The organism is Pseudomonas sp. Sample_11 (genome assembly GCF_004307505.1).
GTDB lineage: Bacteria > Pseudomonadota > Gammaproteobacteria > Pseudomonadales > Pseudomonadaceae > Aquipseudomonas > Aquipseudomonas atacamensis.
Map to the genome: position 1 here is coordinate 18,649 of NZ_RCOD01000037.1, position 17,552 is coordinate 36,200.

Consider the following 17,552-nt stretch of genomic DNA (forward strand, 5'->3'; position numbering starts at 1 on the left):
ACCATGGCTTATCAAGCTCAGGAAATCTTCTTCCGCTCCAACGCGCCGGTCACCGTCGACGAGGACAAATGCATCGCCGAAAAGGGCTGCACGGTGTGCGTCGACGTCTGCCCGATGGACCTGCTGGCGATCAACCCGGCCACGCAAAAGGCCTACATGGCGTTCGATGAATGCTGGTACTGCATGCCGTGCGAGAAGGATTGCCCGACGGGGGCGGTGAAAGTCGAAATTCCTTATCTCCTGCGTTGACAGGTCGGACGCCATCGCTGGCAAGCCAGCTCCCACAGGCTTCTCTAGCGTGTGCGAAATTCTGTTCCACTACAGATCCCTGTGGGAGCTGGCTTGCCAGCGATGAGGCCCGCCGGGACAACCTAAAAGCTACCCGGAAACCCCGGACGCTCTATTCACCGAAAACCCCTCGTTTCCCACCGCGCCCTGATCGCGGCGGAGACGAACTTCAAACAAATGATTCGAGGGGAAACACTCATGTTGCGTGCAGCACTCGCCGGTCTGGTACTGGCTTCATTCACCTTGTCGGCCTCGGCCGAAACCATCCGCATCGCCATCGGCACCCAGGACACCACTATCAATTGCGCCGCCGGTGGCCTGTTGATCCGTGAACTCGGTCTGCTGGAAAAATACCTGCCCCACGATGGCGCCTACAAAGACGCGAAGTACGACGTGCAGTGGAAAAACTTCACCAGTGGCGCGCCGCTGACCAACGAGATGGTCGCCGGCAAACTCGACTTTGGCGCCATGGCCGATTTCCCCGGTGCGTTCAATGGTGTGGCGTTCGAAACGGCGGGCAAGCACAGCCTGTTCATCAGCGTGCTGTCGGGCAGCATCAAGGGCAGCGGCAACGGCATCGTCGTGCCGAGCGCTTCGTCGGTGCAAAGCCTGAGCGAACTCAAGGGCAAGACCATTTCGGTGCCGTTCGCCTCGACGGCTCACGGCATGTTGCTGCGCGCCGTGGCAGAGCAGGGCTGGGACCCGCTCAAGGATGTCAACATCATCGCCCAGCCACCGGAAGTCGCTGGCTCGGCATTGCAGGCCGGCAAGATCGACGCCCACGCCGATTTCGTGCCCTTCGCCGAGCTGTTCCCGAGCCGTGGTTTCGCCCGCAAGATCTACGACGGCGCTCAGGCCAACGCGCCGACTTTCCATGGCGCACTGGTGGATCAGGCCTACGCCAAAAAGTACCCGGAAATCGTCGTCGCCTATCTGCGTGCGAGCATCGAAGCCAACCAACTGCTCGCCGCCGAACCGGAGAAGTACAGCGAACTGATCGCCAAGGTCACCGGCGTCGATGCCGAGGTCAACTACCTGTTCCATGGCCCGCTCGGCGTACAGACCCGTGACCTGAGCTGGAAACCTGAATATCGCCAGGCCGTCGGTACCGCCATCGATACCCTGAAGCTGCTGAAGAAAGCCGATCGCGGGCTCGACCTGAACAGCTTCATCGACGACCAGTACATCCGCGCCGCGTTCAAGGCTTCGAACCTCGATTACACCGCGCAACTGGCCAACTACGCGCAGACGCCGTTGCCGGGTGTGGATGCGGCGACGGGCAAAGCCATCACCGATGTCAGCCAAGTCGCGGAGATCTGGGTGCGTGGCGAGGAAAAAGTCCGCCGTTATGGCTCGGCTGAAGCGGCGTTCACCGCGCTGGCGGCGTTGAAGCAGGAGGGCAAGAACATTCGTGCGGTGTATGCGCAGGCCAGCGACAGCGGGATCAAGTTGCTCGCTGAACAGGCGTGGTTTGCCAGCGACGCCAAGGGCCGCCTCAGCGCATTTCTGCTCAAGGGCCAGGCCCAGCAATACGCTGCGGCGCAGGGTGGCAAGGTGTTCGACTTCAGCGATGCCACTGCGCAGGTTGTTGCTGCGCGCTGAAGATCAAAAGCCCCTCACCCTAACCCTCTCCCGGAGGGAGAGGGGACTGACCGAGTTGTTGTTGAGAGATACGCCGACGTGAAGTACCGAGTCGAACTCAGGTCGTGAAAAGCACGCAAATCGGCTCCCTTTCCCCCTCGCCCCCCTGGGGGAGAGGGCTGGGGTGAGGGGGTAAATCTCGGCCATCACACAGAACCCGAACTGGAAACCGGACTATGAAAACACCGTTGCGCTGGACATCAAGAGCCGCCTCACTGCTGCTCTGCCTGCTCTTCTGGCAACTCGCCGCCAGCCACCACTGGAACCTCGGCCTGGTCACCTTTGCCAACGTGCCGACGCCACTGGCGGTGATCGAAGCCGCGCTGGGCCTGGGCGACTCGGGCAAACTCTGGCAGCACCTGAGCAGCAGCCTCGGCCGAGTCTTCGCCGGTTACGTGGCGGCGTTGATTATCGGCATCGCCCTGGGCCTGGCCATCGGCCGGTCGAAATGGGCCGAAGACATTCTGCTGCCACCACTGGAAGTCCTGCGCCCGATCCCCGCCGTGGCGTGGATTCCGCTGGCGATCCTGATGTTTCCATCCTCGGAATTGTCGATGGTCTTTATCACCTTCACCGGCGCGCTGTTCCCGATCCTGCTCAACACCGTGCACGGCGTCGAAGGCGTCGATCCACGCCTGATCGCCTCGGCAAAAAGCCTCGGAGCAGGGCGTCGGGCGATTCTGCTGGAAGTAATCCTGCAGGGCGCTGCGCCGAGCATCATTACCGGCCTGGCGATCGGCATGGGCACTTCGTGGTTCTGCCTGGTGACGGCGGAAATGATCTCCGGGCAGTTCGGCATCGGTTACTACACCTGGGAGTCCTACACCATTCAGAACTACGCCGACATTGTCGTCGGCATGCTCCTGATCGGGGTGTTGGGCATGGGCAGCAGTTGGCTGATCAAACGCTTGGGCGGCTTGTTCACGCCTTGGCATCGACCGCGAGGCAAAGCCTGATGAGCGTGATGCAAACCCCGGAAGGGCGGATCGACATTCGCCAGTTGTCCATCGTCCTCGGCCAAGGCCGCGAAGCGTTCGAAGCGGTGCAGGGTCTCGATTGCCAGATCGAACCCGGCCAGTTCGTGTGCATTCTCGGCCCGTCCGGTTGCGGCAAGTCGACCTTGCTCGGCGCCCTGGCCGGGCACTTGAATGCCAGTACCGGCAGCTTGAAAGTCGACGGCAGCGCGGTGGCCGGCCCGTCGCCGCAGCGCGGCATGGTGTTTCAGCACCACACGCTGTTCCCGTGGCGCACGGTGCGCGACAACGTCGCCTTCGGCCTGAAGATGCGCGGCGTCGGCAAGGCTGAGCGACGTCGCGCGGCTGATGAAATCCTCAAACTGGTCGGCCTCGAAGGCTTTGCCGAACGCTGGCCGGATCAGCTTTCCGGTGGCATGCAGCAGCGGGTGGAGATTGCCCGGGTGCTGGTCAATCGCCCGCGCCTGTTGCTGATGGACGAGCCGTTCGGCGCGCTCGATGCGCTGACCCGCTTGAACATGCAGGAACTGTTGCTGGACATCTGGACGCGCATCCGTACCACCGTGGTTTTCGTCACCCATGACATCGACGAGGCGCTGTTTCTAGCCGATCGCTTGCTGGTAATGAGCGCGCGACCAGGGCGAATCATCGAAGACCTGCGTCTGGACTTTCCACGCCCGCGCACCAGCGAACTGGTGACCAGCCCCGAGTTCGCTCGCCTGAAACGCCATTGCCTCGACCTGCTGCGCCACGACAACGACCGACCGCTGCCGCGCCTCAATCCGCTCGGCCTGCCTCCTGAAAACCCTTTGCCGCGATTTGCCTTATGACCTCTATTTTTGCTGTGACCGACAACGAAGACATCCTCGCCCTGCAACCGCGCCTGACGGCTGAAGACGCTGGCGTGCGGCGCATTGCCCTGATTGATCTGGCTGATCTGGAGGAACCGGATGGTTTGCTCTGGCTGGTTGATCGACTTCGTCAGGATCCTGCCGAGGATGTTCGCGCTGAAGCTGCGCGATTGCTTGAAGCGTGGGAGGATGAAGCGGTCGTGCAAGCCTTGTGCGAAGCGCTGACGGATCCGGCGCCCGCCGTGCAATCGGCGGCGGCGCAAAGCCTGAGCCTGCTCAAGACTGCAGCGGCGGGGCGGGTCATTCTGCCGTGGACCGCACATGCCGATGTCAGTGTGCGCATCGCCGCCTTTCGGGCGTTACGCGAATTGCGCTTCGCCGAGGCCGCGCCGGCTGCCGTCGCCGCGTTGGAGGACACCGATGCCAATGTCCGTCGCGAAGCGGTCGGTGTGCTCGGCTGGCTCAAACAGCTCGAGGCGCTGCCAGCCCTGGCGCAACTGGCCAGCGACGACCCGGACACCGAAGTGCGTCGCGCCGCGACGGGTGCGCTGGGTCTGGCCAGTGGCGCCGAAGTGTTGCCGGCGCTGCGCCAGGCCTTACACGACCCTGCCTGGCAAGTGCGCGAAGAAGCCGCGACGACACTGGGCAAGGTTGGCCACAGCGACGCCGGCCCGACCTTGGTCGAAGCGCTGAGCGATGATTACTGGCAAGTGCGCCTGCGCGCCACTCGCAGCCTCGGTCGTCTGCGTTTCGTCCCGGCGCTGGACGCGCTGATCGACAGCCTCGGCCACCGCATCAGCAATCTGCGCAAGGAAGCTGCGCTGGCCCTCGGTGAATTGAACGATCGCGGCGCCGTGGCCGCGTTGCAGGCGGCGCAGGACGACGGCGACCCGGAAGTGCGCAAAGCCGTGCGCATCGCGTTGAGTCAGTTGCAATGAACCCACTGTCGGTGGGCAACTCGCAGAGTGCACGCACGCTGCGCCTGAGCTGGCCGGACGGGCGCGAATCGTTGCTCAGGCATGCCGATCTGCGCCGGCAATGCCCATGCTCGCAATGCCGCGCATTCCGCCTGCGCGGCGTCACGCCGCTGGTTGATGATCGCGTGCGCCTGATCGAGGTCAATCCGCAGGGGTATGGCGTGCAACTGGTGTTCAGCGATGGCCATCAACGCGGGATTTACCCGTGGGAGTACCTGGCGCAATTGGATTCCTGACCTTACCCGATGATCGTTCCCACGCTCCGCGTGGGAATGCAGCCCGTGACGCTCCGCGTCACTGGACGCGGAGCGTCCCTTGAGGCATTCCCACGCAGAGCGTGGGAACGATCAGATCGCAGCCTTCGGCAGCTCCCTGCGTCGGCTCGCGCCGACTGGCGGTTCTTGTCAGGCATTTCCCACAGGAGTACAAATGTACTCCATGACGAACCTCACTCCCCGCCGTACCGCCATTCTGACCTTTATCCGCGATCGCATCGCCGAGCACGGTCAGCCCCCAAGCCTCGCTGAAATCAGCGAGGCTTTTGGTTTTGCCTCGCGCAGCGTAGCGCGCAAGCATGTGCTGGCGCTCACCGAAGCCGGTTTCATTGAGGTCAATCCGCATCAGGCCCGGGGCATTCGCCTGCTCGGTCAGCCACCGCGTCCGGAGCTGCTGGAGATTCCCGTACTCGGTCGCGTGGCTGCCGGTGCGCCGATTGGCGCCGATGCCGATATCCATAACCGTTTGCTGCTCGACCCGGCGCTGTTCTCCCGCACCCCGGATTACATGCTGCGGGTGCAGGGCGACTCGATGATCGAAGACGGCATTCTCGATGGCGATCTGGTCGGTGTGCGGCGCAATCCCGAGGCGCTGAACGGCCAGATCGTCGTTGCGCGTCTGGACGGTGAAGTCACCATCAAACGCTTCGAACGGGTCGGGGATGAAGTGCGCCTGCTGCCGCGCAACCCGGCGTACAAGCCGATTGTCGTGCGTAACGATCAGGATCTGGCCATCGAAGGCGTGTTCTGTGGTCTGGTGAGGCAAGGCTGATGGGCGCCGTCGTTGCGTTGGATACGCTGTTCAATGGCGGCCAGGTCTGGCGCGGCAGGCCTGCGCCACCGGCGGCGAGTCCGCAGCCGACCGGGCATGCGGGACTGGACGCAGCTCTGCCCAGCGGCGGCTGGCCGGAAGCGGCGCTGAGCGAAATCCTTCTCGCCGGCCCCGGTGTCGGCGAGCTGCAACTGGTCTGGCCAACCCTGGCGCGATTGTCCGCGGCCGGTGAGCGCATCGTGCTGGTGGCGCCGCCGTTCGTGCCATACCCGCAGGCCTGGGCCAATGCCGGAGTCGATCTGCGCCAGTTGTCGGTGATTCAGGCCAGCGAGCGCGATGCCTTGTGGGCGGCGGAGCAATGCCTGCGCTCGGGCAGTTGCGGCGCGGTGCTGTGCTGGCCGAACAAGGCCGATGACCGAGCCTTGCGGCGTTTGCAGGTAGCGGCGGAAACCGGCCAGACCCTGGCCTTTGCCTGGCGCCCGTTGAGCGAAGCGGTCAACCCGTCACCGGCAGCGTTACGGATTGCCATCGATGCCAAACCGGCGCAGCTACGCGTACTCAAATGCCGTGGCGGCCTGGCGCGTGCGACGCCGATTGCCTTTGCCGTGGGGCACTGATTGTCATGCGCTGGGTATGTATCCTGTTTCCGCAATTGGCCCTTGACGCCGTACTGCGTCAGCGGCCCGACCCTGAAGAGCCGCTGGTCCTGCTCAGCGGCCCGGCCCAGCGGCGGGTGCTGCAAGCGGTAAATCCGGCGGCACGCAAACTCGGCCTGCGCCCCGGCATGTCGATGACCGCCGCGCAAGCCATGAGCAAAGGCTTTGCCACCGCCGATTACGAGGTGGCCGAGGTCGAGCACTGGCAGCAGTTTCTCGCCGCATGGGCTTACCGTTTCAGCGCGCAAGTCAGCGTGCATTACCCGCGTACCGTGGTGTTCGAGATCGAATCCAGCCTGGGACTGTTCGGTACCTGGCCGCAATTTGAAGCTCGCCTGCGCCAGGAATTGAAAGATCTGGGCTTTCGCCATCGCATCGTCGCCGCGCCGAACCCGGTGGCGGCGCGAGTGCTGGCCAATGCCTACGATGGCTTGGTGGTGCCGGACGGTGAGGCTTTGCAGCATCATCTCGGGCAGTTGCCTGTTGATCGTGTGGGGCTGGAGCCGAATGTCGCCACGGCGTTGTCGCGCATGGGCCTGCGCAATCTCAGTCAGGTGCAAAGCCTGCCACGCCAGGCACTGGCCCGGCGTTTCGAAGCGCAGATGCTCAAGCACCTCGACACGCTGTTCGGCGCACGCCCTCTGGCGCTGGCGTTCTATCTGCCGCCCGACCGTTTCGATATCCGCATCGAACTGAATTTCGACGTGCAATCCCATCAAGCCTTGCTGTTCCCGTTACGGCGCTTGACCGGCGATTTGTCGGCGTTCCTCTGCGGGCGCGACAGCGGTGTGCAGCGCTTCGATTTGCTTCTGGAACACGCCGGGCTGCCGGACACAGTGATCAAGGTCGGCCTGCTCAGCGCCGAGCGTGACGCGGCGATGCTCTTCGAACTGGCCCGTGGCCGGCTGGAACAAGTTCAGGTCGAAGCACCGGTGCGTGGTTTTCGCTTGCGCGCCGAAGACCTGCCGAGTTTCGTTCCGCAGTATCAGGAGCTGTTTGACGACCGCCCGCAGCAGACCTTGCCCTGGGAGCAATTGCGCGAACGTCTGCGCGCACGGCTGGGTGATGACGCGGTGCAGGGGCTGCGCTTTCAGGCCGATCATCGCCCTGAGTCCGCGTGGCAGAGCGCCGTCGACAAGCAGCCTTGCACGGGGTTGCCCAGCGTGCAGCGTCCGGGCTGGCTGCTCAACGAACCGCAAAGCGTGCCGGAAGGTTCGGCGCGGATTCTCATGGGGCCGGAGCGCATCGAATCCGGTTGGTGGGACGGTGGCGACGTGCGGCGTGATTACTACCTGATCCAGAACCGCGCCGGTCAGCAGGGCTGGGCCTGGCGGGCGGTGGGTGAGGGCGGTCCGCTGTGGCTGCAAGGCTGGTTCGCATGAGTGCCGATTACGCCGAACTGCATTGCCTGTCGAACTTCAGTTTCCAGCGCGGAGCCTCGAGCGCGCTGGAACTGTTTCAGCGGGCGAAAAAGCACGGCTATCAGGCGCTGGCGATCACCGACGAATGTACCCTGGCCGGCATCGTTCGTGCGTGGCAAGCGGCGAAGTCCGTTGAGTTGCCGCTAATCATCGGCAGCGAGATACGCATCGACAACGGCCCGAAACTGGTGCTGCTGGTGGAAAACCTTGCCGGTTATCAGGCCTTGTGCGGCTTGATCACCCAGGCTCGGCGGCGTACGCAGAAAGGCCAGTATCAGGTGCAGCGGGAAGACTTCGCCGAAGCGCTGCCGGGTTTGCTGGTGTTGTGGGTGCCGGATTCAGTGGATGACCGGGAAGAAGGGCGCTGGCTGAAACAAACCTTCGGCGACCGCCTGTGGCTCACGGTGCAACTGCATCGCGGGCAGAACGATCAGCAGCGACTATCGGCATTGTTGGCTCTGGCGGCTGAGTTGCAGATTCCAGCCGTGGCCAGCGGCGATGCGCACATGCACGCCCGAGGGCGCCGTGCCTTGCAGGACACCATGACCGCGATCCGTCATCACGTCCCCGTGGCCGAAGCGGGTCTGCGCCTGCACCCCAATGGCGAGCGGCATTTGCGTTGCCTCGATGAGCTGCGCGCCCTGTATCCGCCGGACTTGCTCGAAGCGTCGCTAAAACTGGCCAGACGCTGCACCTTCGATCTGAGCGAGCTGCGCTATCAGTACCCGAAAGAGCTGGTGCCCGAGGGCCACAGTGCCAGTTCCTGGTTGCGCCATCTGACCGAGGAGGGCATTGCCTGGCGCTGGCCGAAAGGGCCTCAGGCCAAGGTGCTCAAGCAGATCGATGACGAGCTGCAATTGATCGCCGAGCTCGGCTACGAAAGCTACTTCCTCACCGTGCACGATGTGGTGCGCTTTGCCCGCACGCAGAACATCCTCTGTCAGGGCCGTGGTTCGGCCGCCAACTCGGCGGTGTGTTTTGCCTTGGGAATCACCGAGATCGACCCGGAGCGCACCACGCTATTGTTCGAACGTTTCATGTCCAAAGAGCGCAACGAGCCGCCGGACATCGATGTCGATTTCGAGCACGAGCGCCGCGAAGAAGTCCTGCAATACGTGTTCAACCGTTACGGCCGGCGTCGTGCGGCGCTGACGGCGGTGGTCAGCACCTATCACGCCACCGGTGCCGTGCGCGATGTGGCCAAGGCCCTCGGCCTGCCGCCGGATCAGATCAACGCGCTGGCCGACTGCTGCGGGCGCTGGAGCGATGAGACGCCGCCGCTGGAACGTTTGCGTGAAGGCGGCTTCGACCCGGATAGTCCGGTGCTGCGCCGGGTACTGAGCCTGACCGGGCAACTGATCGGCTTCCCCCGGCATCTGTCGCAGCATCCCGGTGGTTTCGTGATTTCCGAGCAGCCGCTGGACACCTTGGTGCCGGTCGAAAACGCGGCGATGGCCGACCGCACCATCATTCAGTGGGACAAGGACGACCTCGATGCGGTCGGCCTGCTCAAGGTGGATATCCTCGCCTTGGGCATGCTCAGTGCGATTCGCCGCTGCTTCGATCTGCTGCGCCGGCATCGTGATCTGAACCTGACGCTCGCGACGATCCCCGCCGAAGACAAACCGACCTACGAAATGATCAGCCGCGCCGATACCGTCGGCGTGTTCCAGATCGAGTCGCGGGCGCAGATGTCGATGTTGCCGCGCCTGAAGCCAAAGACCTTCTACGATCTGGTGATTGAAGTGGCGATTGTCCGGCCCGGGCCGATTCAGGGCGGCATGGTTCATCCGTATCTGCGCCGACGTAATAACGAAGAGGCGGAAACCTATCCATCGCCAGCGCTCGAAGTCGTACTCAAAAGAACCCTGGGCGTGCCGTTGTTCCAGGAACAGGTCATGCAGATCGCCATCGTCGCTGCCGACTATAGCCCCGGCGAGGCCGATCAGTTGCGCCGCTCGATGGCAGCTTGGAAACGCCATGGCGGACTGGAGCCGCACAAGGAACGCCTCGCCGCCGGCATGAAAAAGAACGGCTACACACCGGAATTCGCTGCGCACATCTTCGAGCAGATCAAAGGCTTCGGCAGTTACGGCTTCCCCGAATCCCACGCCGCCAGTTTCGCCTTGCTGACCTACGCCAGTTGCTGGCTCAAGTGTCACGAACCGGCGGCGTTCGCCTGCGCATTGATCAACAGTTGGCCGATGGGCTTTTACAGCCCGGACCAGATTCTGCAGGATGCGCGTCGGCACCAATTGCAGATCCGTCCGGTGGACGTGCGCGCCAGTGACTGGGATTGCAGCCTCGAGCCGCTGAGTGCCGGGCAACCGGCGATTCGCATGGGCCTGCGCATGATCAAGGGGTTTCGCGAAGAAGATGCCCGGCGCATCGAAGCCGCGCGCCGCCACGGGGCGTTTGCCGATGTTGCCGATTTGGGCGAGCGCGCCGCCCTCGACAGTCGTGCGCAGGCCTTGCTGGCAGACTCCGGGGCCTTGCGCGGTCTGGCCGGGCATCGCCATCGTGCGCGTTGGGAAGTGGCCGGTGTGCAGAAACAACTCGGCCTGTTCGCCGGCCTGCCCAACGAAGAAGAAGTCAAAATCGTCCTGCCCAAACCCAGCGTTGGCGAAGACTTGCATGCTGATTACGCCACGGTGGGGACGACGCTGGGGCCGCACCCGTTGGCATTGCTGCGTGGCGAGTTGCAGGCCCGGCGCTGCCGCAGCTCGCGCGAGTTGATGGATATCGAACATGGCCGGCCGGTCAGCGTGGCCGGTCTGGTCACCGGCCGACAGCGCCCCGGTACGGCCAGCGGCGTGACGTTCGTGACCCTGGAAGACGAGTTCGGCAACGTCAACGTGGTGGTCTGGCGTGACCTGGCCGAGCGTCAGCGCCAAGTGCTGGTGGGGTCGCAATTGCTCAAGGTCGACGGCCGCTGGGAACGCGAAGGCGATGTGCGCCACCTGATCGCCGGGCGCATGAGCGACCTGAGCCCGCTGCTCAATGGCATTCACGTGCAGAGCCGCGATTTCCACTGACCTTTGTGGCAGCGAGCCTGCTCGCGAAAGCGCAGTGTCAGGCAATGACGATGTTGAATGTGCCGCCGCCTTCGCGAGCAGTCCCGCTCCCACAGGGGTTTTGGTTGCGATGAAGATGGTTGATCGGCCCCGGATCAGTGTGGGAGCGAGCTTGCTCGCGAAAGCGGACTGTCAGGCAATGACGATGTTGACTGTGCCGCCGCCTTCGCGAGCAAGCTTGCTCCCACAGGGATTTTGGTTGCGATGAAGATGGTCGATCTGCCCCGTATCAGTGTGGGAGCGAGCCTGCTCGCGAAAGCGCAGTGTCAGGCGATGACGATTTCGAACGTGCCGACGCCTTCGCGAGCAGGCTCGCTCCCACAGGGACTTTGGTTGCTCTGGAGATGGTCGATCTACCCCGTATCAGTGTGGGAGCGAGCCTGCTCGCGAAAGCGGACTGTCAGGCAATGACGATGTCGAACGTGCCGCCGCCTTCGCGAGCAAGCTCGCTCCCACAGGTTTTGGCTGTTTATTCAAAATCGAGATAAATCAAAAGGCTGCACCTTTGGGCCGAAGGCAGATATTCTGCGCTTCACACTGGTACGGGAACCCGATCAACTCCATGGCCAGCCACTGCCAGGATGAATTGCCCGACGCCAAAGGAGTGTTCGAATGAGCGAAAAAAAGCTGGAAACCACGGTCGATCGCGTCTACCAAGGGGTTTACGCGGCGATCAGCAAGCGTTCGTTGCGCCCGGGCATGAAGCTGGGCGAGGCCTCGCTGGCCGAGCTGTTCAATGTCAGTCGCACCTCGGTGCGTGCTGCGCTCAAGCAGTTGGAAGCCGATGGTCTGGTCACCACCGAGCCCAACAAAGGCGCTTCGGTGTCGCTGCCCAGTGACGCAGAGCTGCGTTCGTTGTTCGAAACCCGGCGGCTGATCGAGATCGGCATCGTCACCGAACTGTGCCGGCGTAGAGACAGCGTTGCCATGCAGGACCTGCGTGAGCACTTGTTACTGGAAGATGCCGCGCATGCTGCCGGCGACCATGAACGACTGATCCATTTACTCGGCGAGTTCCACCTCAAACTGGCGCGCAGCCTGAACAATCCGGTACTGCTCGACTGGTTTCAGAAGCTGATCTCGCGGGCCTCGCTGTATGCCGCCGCGCTCGATGATGACAGTCATCAAGCCTGCCGCGACGATGAACACCTGCGTTTGCTCGAGTACATCGAAGCCGGCGATCAGAGCGCCGCGATCGAACTGACCTGTACGCACCTCAACGGAATCGAGAAGGCGATCCTCGACGTCGCGGCGAAAATGAAAACCGGCTATCACCCACTCAAGCACTTGATCGGCGTCTGAATGGCTCTGCGTCGCATATCAGCTATACCTGCGATGAAACCAATGCGTTTTCACAGCCTCGAAACACACGGGCGTCGCGTCGTTGTAGCGTTGCGATAGATCGGAAAACCGCAAAAAAGGACACTGAGTCAGGCGATGCAGTTTTTATCCGAAAGCCACGGCTGTGAAGGCTGGAAAGGCGAAATGGCCGAACGCATCCGTGCGTTCGACTGGAGCCACACGGAACTTGGCGCGCTCGCCGAATGGCCGGCCAGCCTGTGCAACACCGTGCAACTGATGCTGGCTTCGCCGTTGCCCATGGTGATGCTGTGGGGCCACGCCGGCTACATGATCTACAACGACGCTTATTCCGAGTTCGCCGGCGGCCGCCACCCCTATCTGCTTGGCGTGCCGGTTGAGCTGGGCTGGCCGGAAGTCGCCGAGTTCAACCGTCACGTCGTTGACACCTGCCTGGCCGGCGGCACCTTGTCCTATCGCAACAAAGAGCTGGTATTGCTGCGCGACGGCGTGCCCGAAGACGTCTGGATGGACTTGTATTACAGCCCGGTAGCCAACGACGAAGGCGTGCCCGGCGGCGTCATGGCGATGGTGGTCGAAACTACCGAACTGGTGCATTCCGAGCGCCTGCGCCAGGCGGCCGAAGATGCCTATCGCGCCGACAACGAGCGCGTGCGTCTGGCGCTGAATGCCGGCGCATTGCTTGGCTCGTTTGTCTGGGACATCAAGAACAATCGCTTCTCCGCTGACGAACGTTTCGCCCGCACCTTTTCCTACCCGCCGGATCAGGACCTGAGCGATCTGCAACAAGAGATTGCCGAATCGCGCATTCATCCCGACGACCACCCATGGGTACGGGAACGGGTCGCCCATTGCGTGCGCACTGGCGAGCCGTACAACGCTGAATACCGTGTGCAGCGCGGCGATGGCCAATATCTGTGGGTGCTGGCCAGTGGTGCCTGCGAGTTCGATGAAGACGGAAGGCCGTTTCGCTTCCCCGGCGTGCTGATCGATATTCATGAGCGCAAGAATGCTGAAGAGTCGCTGCTCAAATTCACCCGCAACCTCGAACAGCGCGTGGCCGCCGAGGTGAATGCGCGGCTGGCGGCTGAGGAACAACTTCGCCAGTCGCAGAAACTCGAAGCCATCGGCGGCCTGACCGGTGGTGTTGCCCATGACTTCAACAATCTGCTGCAAGTGATCGCCGGCAACCTGCATCTGCTCGCTCGGCATGAGCCCAACAATGCCAACGTGCAGCGCCGGGTCGGGGCTTCGCTGGCGGCGGTCGAGCGCGGGGCCAAACTGTCTTCGCAACTGCTGGCCTTTGCCCGCCGGCAACCGCTGTCACCGGCGGTATGCAACCCCGAACAGATTTTCGAAGGCGTCGGCGAGTTGCTGCAACGCGCCTTGGGCGAAACCATTCAGATCGACGTGCAGTTGCCGCCGCAGCCGTGGCATATCAACGTCGACCGCAACCAACTGGAAAACGCGATTCTCAATCTGGCGATCAACGCCCGCGACGCGATGAAGGGCGAGGGCGTCATCGGCCTCAGTGCCGCCAATGTCTGCCTGGACAGCGAATACTGCGCCGGCAAGGGCATAGCGGCCGGTGAGTATGTTCGCGTGGCGGTCACCGACACCGGCGTGGGTATTGCCCCACAAATGCTGGAACAGGTCTTCGAACCGTTCTTCACCACCAAGGCCGACGGCCAGGGCACCGGGCTCGGTCTGAGCATGGTTTTCGGCTTCGTCAAACAGAGTGGCGGCCACGTCGAGATCGACAGCAAGCTTGGCGAAGGCACGCGGGTGCAGTTGTATTTCCCGCGCAGTCTGCGTCCGGTTCGCGAAGAGACCGCCAGTGTCGGCGAACGCAAGAGCGGCGGCCACGAAACCATTCTGGTGGTGGAAGACAATGACGCGGTGCGCGCTTCGGCGGTGGAGTTGCTGCGCGAGGAAGGCTATCGGGTGATGACCGCGTGCAATGGCGACGTGGCCATGCAGATGTTGCTGGAAGGCATCGAGATCGATCTGATCTTCACCGACGTGGTCATGCCCGGCCTGATCAAGAGCTCCGATCTCGCTGCTTGGGCCAAGGTGCAGACGCCGCCAGTGCCGGTGCTGTTCACTTCCGGGCATACCCGCGACATCATTTCCCGCGACCACCAGCTCAGCCCCGATACGCATCTGCTCGGCAAACCCTACAGCCCGCAAGCGTTACTGCAGATGATTTGCGAGGTGCTCGGCACCTGATGCCGAGCGCTGCCCAGTTTTTCAATCAAGGCAGGCCGATGACTTCCAAGCGCAATTCCAAAGCACCCGCCGGCATGGTTCGCGTGCGCGGCGCCCGCGAACATAACCTGAAGAACGTTGATGTCGATATTCCGCGCGATGCGCTGGTGGTGTTCACCGGTGTCTCCGGTTCGGGCAAGTCGTCGCTGGCGTTCTCCACGCTGTATGCCGAGGCCCAGCGGCGTTATTTCGAATCGGTGGCGCCGTACGCGCGGCGGCTGATCGATCAGGTCGGCGTGCCGGATGTCGATTCCATCGAAGGACTGCCGCCCGCCGTCGCTTTGCAACAGCAGCGCGGCACGCCGAGCGCGCGTTCGTCGGTGGGCAGCGTGACGACGTTGTCGAGCCTGATCCGCATGCTCTATTCCCGCGCCGGCAGTTACCCGCCGGGGCAGCCGATGTTGTATGCCGAAGACTTTTCACCGAACACGCCGCAGGGCGCCTGCCCGGAGTGTCACGGACTTGGCCGCGTCTATGAAGTGACCGAAGCGCTGATGGTGCCGGACCCGAACCTGACCATCCGCCAGCGCGCCGTGGCGTCCTGGCCCTTGGCGTGGCAGGGGCAGAACCTGCGCGACATCCTGGTGACCATGGGCATCGATGTCGACATTCCGTGGAAAAAACTGCCGAAAAAGCAGCGCGACTGGATTCTCTTCACTGAAGAGACGCCGACGGTGCCGGTGTACGCCGGGCTGACCCCGGAAGAAACCCGCGTCGCGCTCAAGCGCAAAATGGAACCGAGTTATCAGGGCACCTTCACCGGCGCGCGGCGCTACATCCTGCACACCTTCACTCACTCGCAAAGTGCGCTGATGAAGAAGCGTGTTTCACAGTTCATGCGCGGCAGCCCGTGCCCATTGTGCGAGGGCAAGCGGCTCAAGCGCGAGGCGTTGTCGGTGACCTTTGCTGGCTACGACATTGGCGAGCTGTCGCAGATGCCCTTGCTGCAAGTGGCCGAAGTGCTGCGGCCTGTAGCAGCGGCAAATTATCTGGAACAGGCCGAGGAGAGCGGCGACACCCTCAGCCATGCGCAAACCCGCGAGGCGCGTCAGCAGCGTGTCGCCCATGGCGCCAGCGGTCACGCCAGCGCGCCGGACGTGCGCCACACGCCGAACCTGTCGCTGGAAAAACGCTTGGCGGCGCAACGCATTGCTGAGGATTTGCTGGAGCGGGTCAGCACCCTGACCGATCTCGGCCTGGGGTATCTGGCGCTGGAACGCAGTACACCGACGCTGTCGTCGGGCGAGTTGCAGCGTTTGCGCCTGGCCACGCAATTGGGTTCGCAGTTGTTCGGGGTGATTTATGTGCTGGACGAACCGTCTGCCGGTCTGCATCCGGCGGATGGCGAGGCGCTGTTCGAGGCGTTGCAGCGCTTGAAGGCTGACGGCAATACGCTGTTTGTGGTCGAGCACGATGTCGAAACCATGCGCCGTGCCGACTGGCTGATTGACGTCGGCCCGGCGGCGGGCGAAAAGGGCGGGCGCGTGCTGTACAGCGGTCCGCCTGCGGGACTTGCGGATATTGCAGATTCGCAGACCCGCGCCTATCTGTTCGCGGAAAACCAGCGCCCTGAGCGCGCCGCACGCAAGCCGAGCGGCTGGCTGAAGCTCGACGGCGTCACCCGCAATAACCTGAATAATCTCAGCGCCGAATTCCCCTTGGGCTGTTTCACCTCGGTGACCGGCGTATCGGGTTCTGGCAAATCGAGTCTGGTCAGTCAGGCCTTGCTGGAACTGGTCGGCGCGCAGTTGGGCCGGCCAATGGCCGAGGCCGAGTCGGAAGAACCGAGTCTGGAAGATGACACGCCGCCTCCCAGCACCGGGCAGATCAGCTCCGGCCTGGAGTCGATCAAACGCCTGGTGCAGGTTGATCAGAAACCCATCGGACGCACGCCGCGCTCCAATCTGGCGACTTACACCGGGTTGTTCGACAACGTGCGCAAGCTGTTCGCCGCGACTCCCGAGGCACAAGCGGCGGGCTATGACGCCGGGCAGTTTTCTTTCAACGTCGCCAAGGGCCGTTGCGCTACTTGCGAGGGTGAGGGGTTCGTCAGTGTGGAATTGCTGTTCATGCCCAGTGTGTATGCGCCGTGCCCGACCTGTCATGGCGCGCGGTATAACCCGCAGACGCTGGCGATTCTCTGGCAGGGCTTGAGCATCGCTCAGGTGCTGCAACTGACTGTCGATGAGGCGGTGTCCGTGTTTGCCGAGCAGGCAGGGATTCGTCGTTCGCTGGAGGTGCTGCGCGATATTGGTCTGGGTTATCTGCGTCTGGGGCAACCGGCCACGGAGCTCTCCGGCGGTGAGGCGCAGCGGATCAAACTCGCAACCGAATTGCAGCGCAACCAGCGTGGCGCGACCTTGTATGTGCTGGATGAGCCGACCACGGGATTGCACCCGAGGGATGTCGATCGCTTGCTGGAACAGCTGGATACGCTGGTGACGGCGGGGCACACGGTGATTGTGGTCGAACACGAAATGCGTGTTGTCGCGCAGAGCGACTGGGTGATCGACATCGGCCCAGGAGCCGGCGATCAGGGCGGCAGGATTGTCGCCGCCGGCACACCGCAGAAAGTCGCCACCAGCAAGAAGAGCAAGACTGCGCCGTTTCTGGCTCGGGCATTAAGCCGATGATGGCGGCGCCCTGCCAGACGCCTTCGCGAGCAGGCTCGCTCCCACAGTTTTGAACGGTGTACCCAGACAGGTCGTCACACACCAGATCCCCTGTGGGAGCGAGCCTGCTCGCGAAAGCGGAGTGTCAGCCGCAGATGAACTGACTGGATGGACGCCTTCGCGAGCAGGCTCGCTCCCACAGTTTTGCAGGCTGTACTCAATAAAGTGGTAACGCAGCAGACCCCTTGTGGGAACGAGCTTGCTCGCGAAAGCGGTGTGTCAGTCGCAGATGAACTGACTGGATGGACGCCTTCGCGAGCAGGCTCGCTCCCACAGTTTTGCAGGCTGTACTCAATAAAGTGGTAACGCAGCAGACCCCTTGTGGGAACGAGCTTGCTCGCGAAAGCGGTGTGTCAGTCGCAG

General features: G+C 63.0%; 13 protein-coding genes and 2 pseudogenes. 13 read left to right on the forward strand and 2 right to left on the reverse strand.

Features of this window, described 5'->3' with window-relative positions:
* The first annotated feature begins 3 nt into the window (after positions 1-3).
* From D8U60_RS09095 to D8U60_RS09140, 10 genes are all read left to right on the forward strand, one after another.
* Positions 4-249 carry a ferredoxin family protein gene (locus tag D8U60_RS09095; RefSeq protein WP_007959413.1) on the forward strand — a complete coding sequence of 82 codons (246 nt, stop codon included), beginning with the start codon at positions 4-6 and terminating at the stop codon, positions 247-249.
* Between the two features lie 216 nt (positions 250-465).
* The gene (locus D8U60_RS09100) at positions 466-1,890 is read left to right on the forward strand and encodes an ABC transporter substrate-binding protein (RefSeq protein ID WP_177435452.1); all 1,425 of its coding nucleotides are present in this window, start codon (positions 466-468) and stop codon (positions 1,888-1,890) included.
* A gap of 215 nt (positions 1,891-2,105) precedes the next feature.
* A complete protein-coding gene (locus D8U60_RS09105) occupies positions 2,106-2,885 on the forward strand; it encodes an ABC transporter permease (protein ID WP_130899965.1) in 780 nt (259 codons plus the stop codon).
* Entirely contained in the window at positions 2,885-3,733 is an 849-nt protein-coding gene (locus D8U60_RS09110) for an ABC transporter ATP-binding protein (RefSeq protein WP_122699184.1), read from the forward strand. The genes D8U60_RS09105 and D8U60_RS09110 overlap by 1 nt, the downstream gene beginning before the upstream one ends.
* Positions 3,730-4,692 carry a HEAT repeat domain-containing protein gene (locus tag D8U60_RS09115; protein ID WP_130899966.1) on the forward strand — a complete coding sequence of 321 codons (963 nt, stop codon included), beginning with the start codon at positions 3,730-3,732 and terminating at the stop codon, positions 4,690-4,692. Before D8U60_RS09110 ends, D8U60_RS09115 begins: the two co-directional genes overlap by 4 nt.
* On the forward strand, positions 4,689-4,967 hold the full coding sequence (locus D8U60_RS09120) for a DUF971 domain-containing protein (protein WP_122699186.1): 279 nt from the start codon (positions 4,689-4,691) through the stop codon (positions 4,965-4,967). The genes D8U60_RS09115 and D8U60_RS09120 overlap by 4 nt, the downstream gene beginning before the upstream one ends.
* A 193-nt stretch (positions 4,968-5,160) precedes the next feature.
* A complete protein-coding gene (gene lexA / locus D8U60_RS09125) occupies positions 5,161-5,778 on the forward strand; it encodes a transcriptional repressor LexA (protein WP_016774457.1) in 618 nt (205 codons plus the stop codon).
* Entirely contained in the window at positions 5,778-6,395 is a 618-nt protein-coding gene (imuA, locus tag D8U60_RS09130; RefSeq protein ID WP_024012713.1) for a translesion DNA synthesis-associated protein ImuA, read from the forward strand. The genes lexA and imuA overlap by 1 nt, the downstream gene beginning before the upstream one ends.
* A 5-nt stretch (positions 6,396-6,400) precedes the next feature.
* A complete protein-coding gene (locus tag D8U60_RS09135) occupies positions 6,401-7,816 on the forward strand; it encodes a DNA polymerase Y family protein (protein ID WP_130899967.1) in 1,416 nt (471 codons plus the stop codon).
* Positions 7,813-10,890 (forward strand): error-prone DNA polymerase, encoded by a 3,078-nt coding sequence (locus D8U60_RS09140; protein ID WP_130899968.1) that lies wholly within the window; start codon positions 7,813-7,815, stop codon positions 10,888-10,890. The genes D8U60_RS09135 and D8U60_RS09140 overlap by 4 nt, the downstream gene beginning before the upstream one ends.
* A 143-nt stretch (positions 10,891-11,033) precedes the next feature.
* Here the strand turns inward: D8U60_RS09140 and D8U60_RS27855 are convergent.
* Together D8U60_RS27855 and D8U60_RS27860 are read right to left on the reverse strand one after the other, a co-directional pair.
* Positions 11,034-11,159 (reverse strand): annotated as a pseudogene (locus D8U60_RS27855) (metal ABC transporter ATP-binding protein); the annotation flags it as partial.
* A 142-nt stretch (positions 11,160-11,301) separates the two neighbouring features.
* Positions 11,302-11,415 (reverse strand): annotated as a pseudogene (locus tag D8U60_RS27860) (metal ABC transporter ATP-binding protein); the annotation flags it as partial.
* Positions 11,416-11,541: 126 nt separating this feature from the next.
* Here D8U60_RS27860 and D8U60_RS09150 point away from each other — a divergent pair.
* The 3 genes from D8U60_RS09150 (at position 11,542) to D8U60_RS09160 (ending at position 17,150) form a co-directional block, all read left to right on the forward strand.
* The gene (locus D8U60_RS09150; RefSeq protein ID WP_122707997.1) at positions 11,542-12,231 is read left to right on the forward strand and encodes a GntR family transcriptional regulator; all 690 of its coding nucleotides are present in this window, start codon (positions 11,542-11,544) and stop codon (positions 12,229-12,231) included.
* A 135-nt stretch (positions 12,232-12,366) separates the two neighbouring features.
* Entirely contained in the window at positions 12,367-14,478 is a 2,112-nt protein-coding gene (locus D8U60_RS09155) for a PAS domain-containing hybrid sensor histidine kinase/response regulator (protein ID WP_122699189.1), read from the forward strand.
* A 38-nt stretch (positions 14,479-14,516) separates the two neighbouring features.
* The gene (locus D8U60_RS09160; protein ID WP_130899969.1) at positions 14,517-17,150 is read left to right on the forward strand and encodes an excinuclease ABC subunit UvrA; all 2,634 of its coding nucleotides are present in this window, start codon (positions 14,517-14,519) and stop codon (positions 17,148-17,150) included.
* The last annotated feature ends 402 nt before the right edge of the window (positions 17,151-17,552 follow it).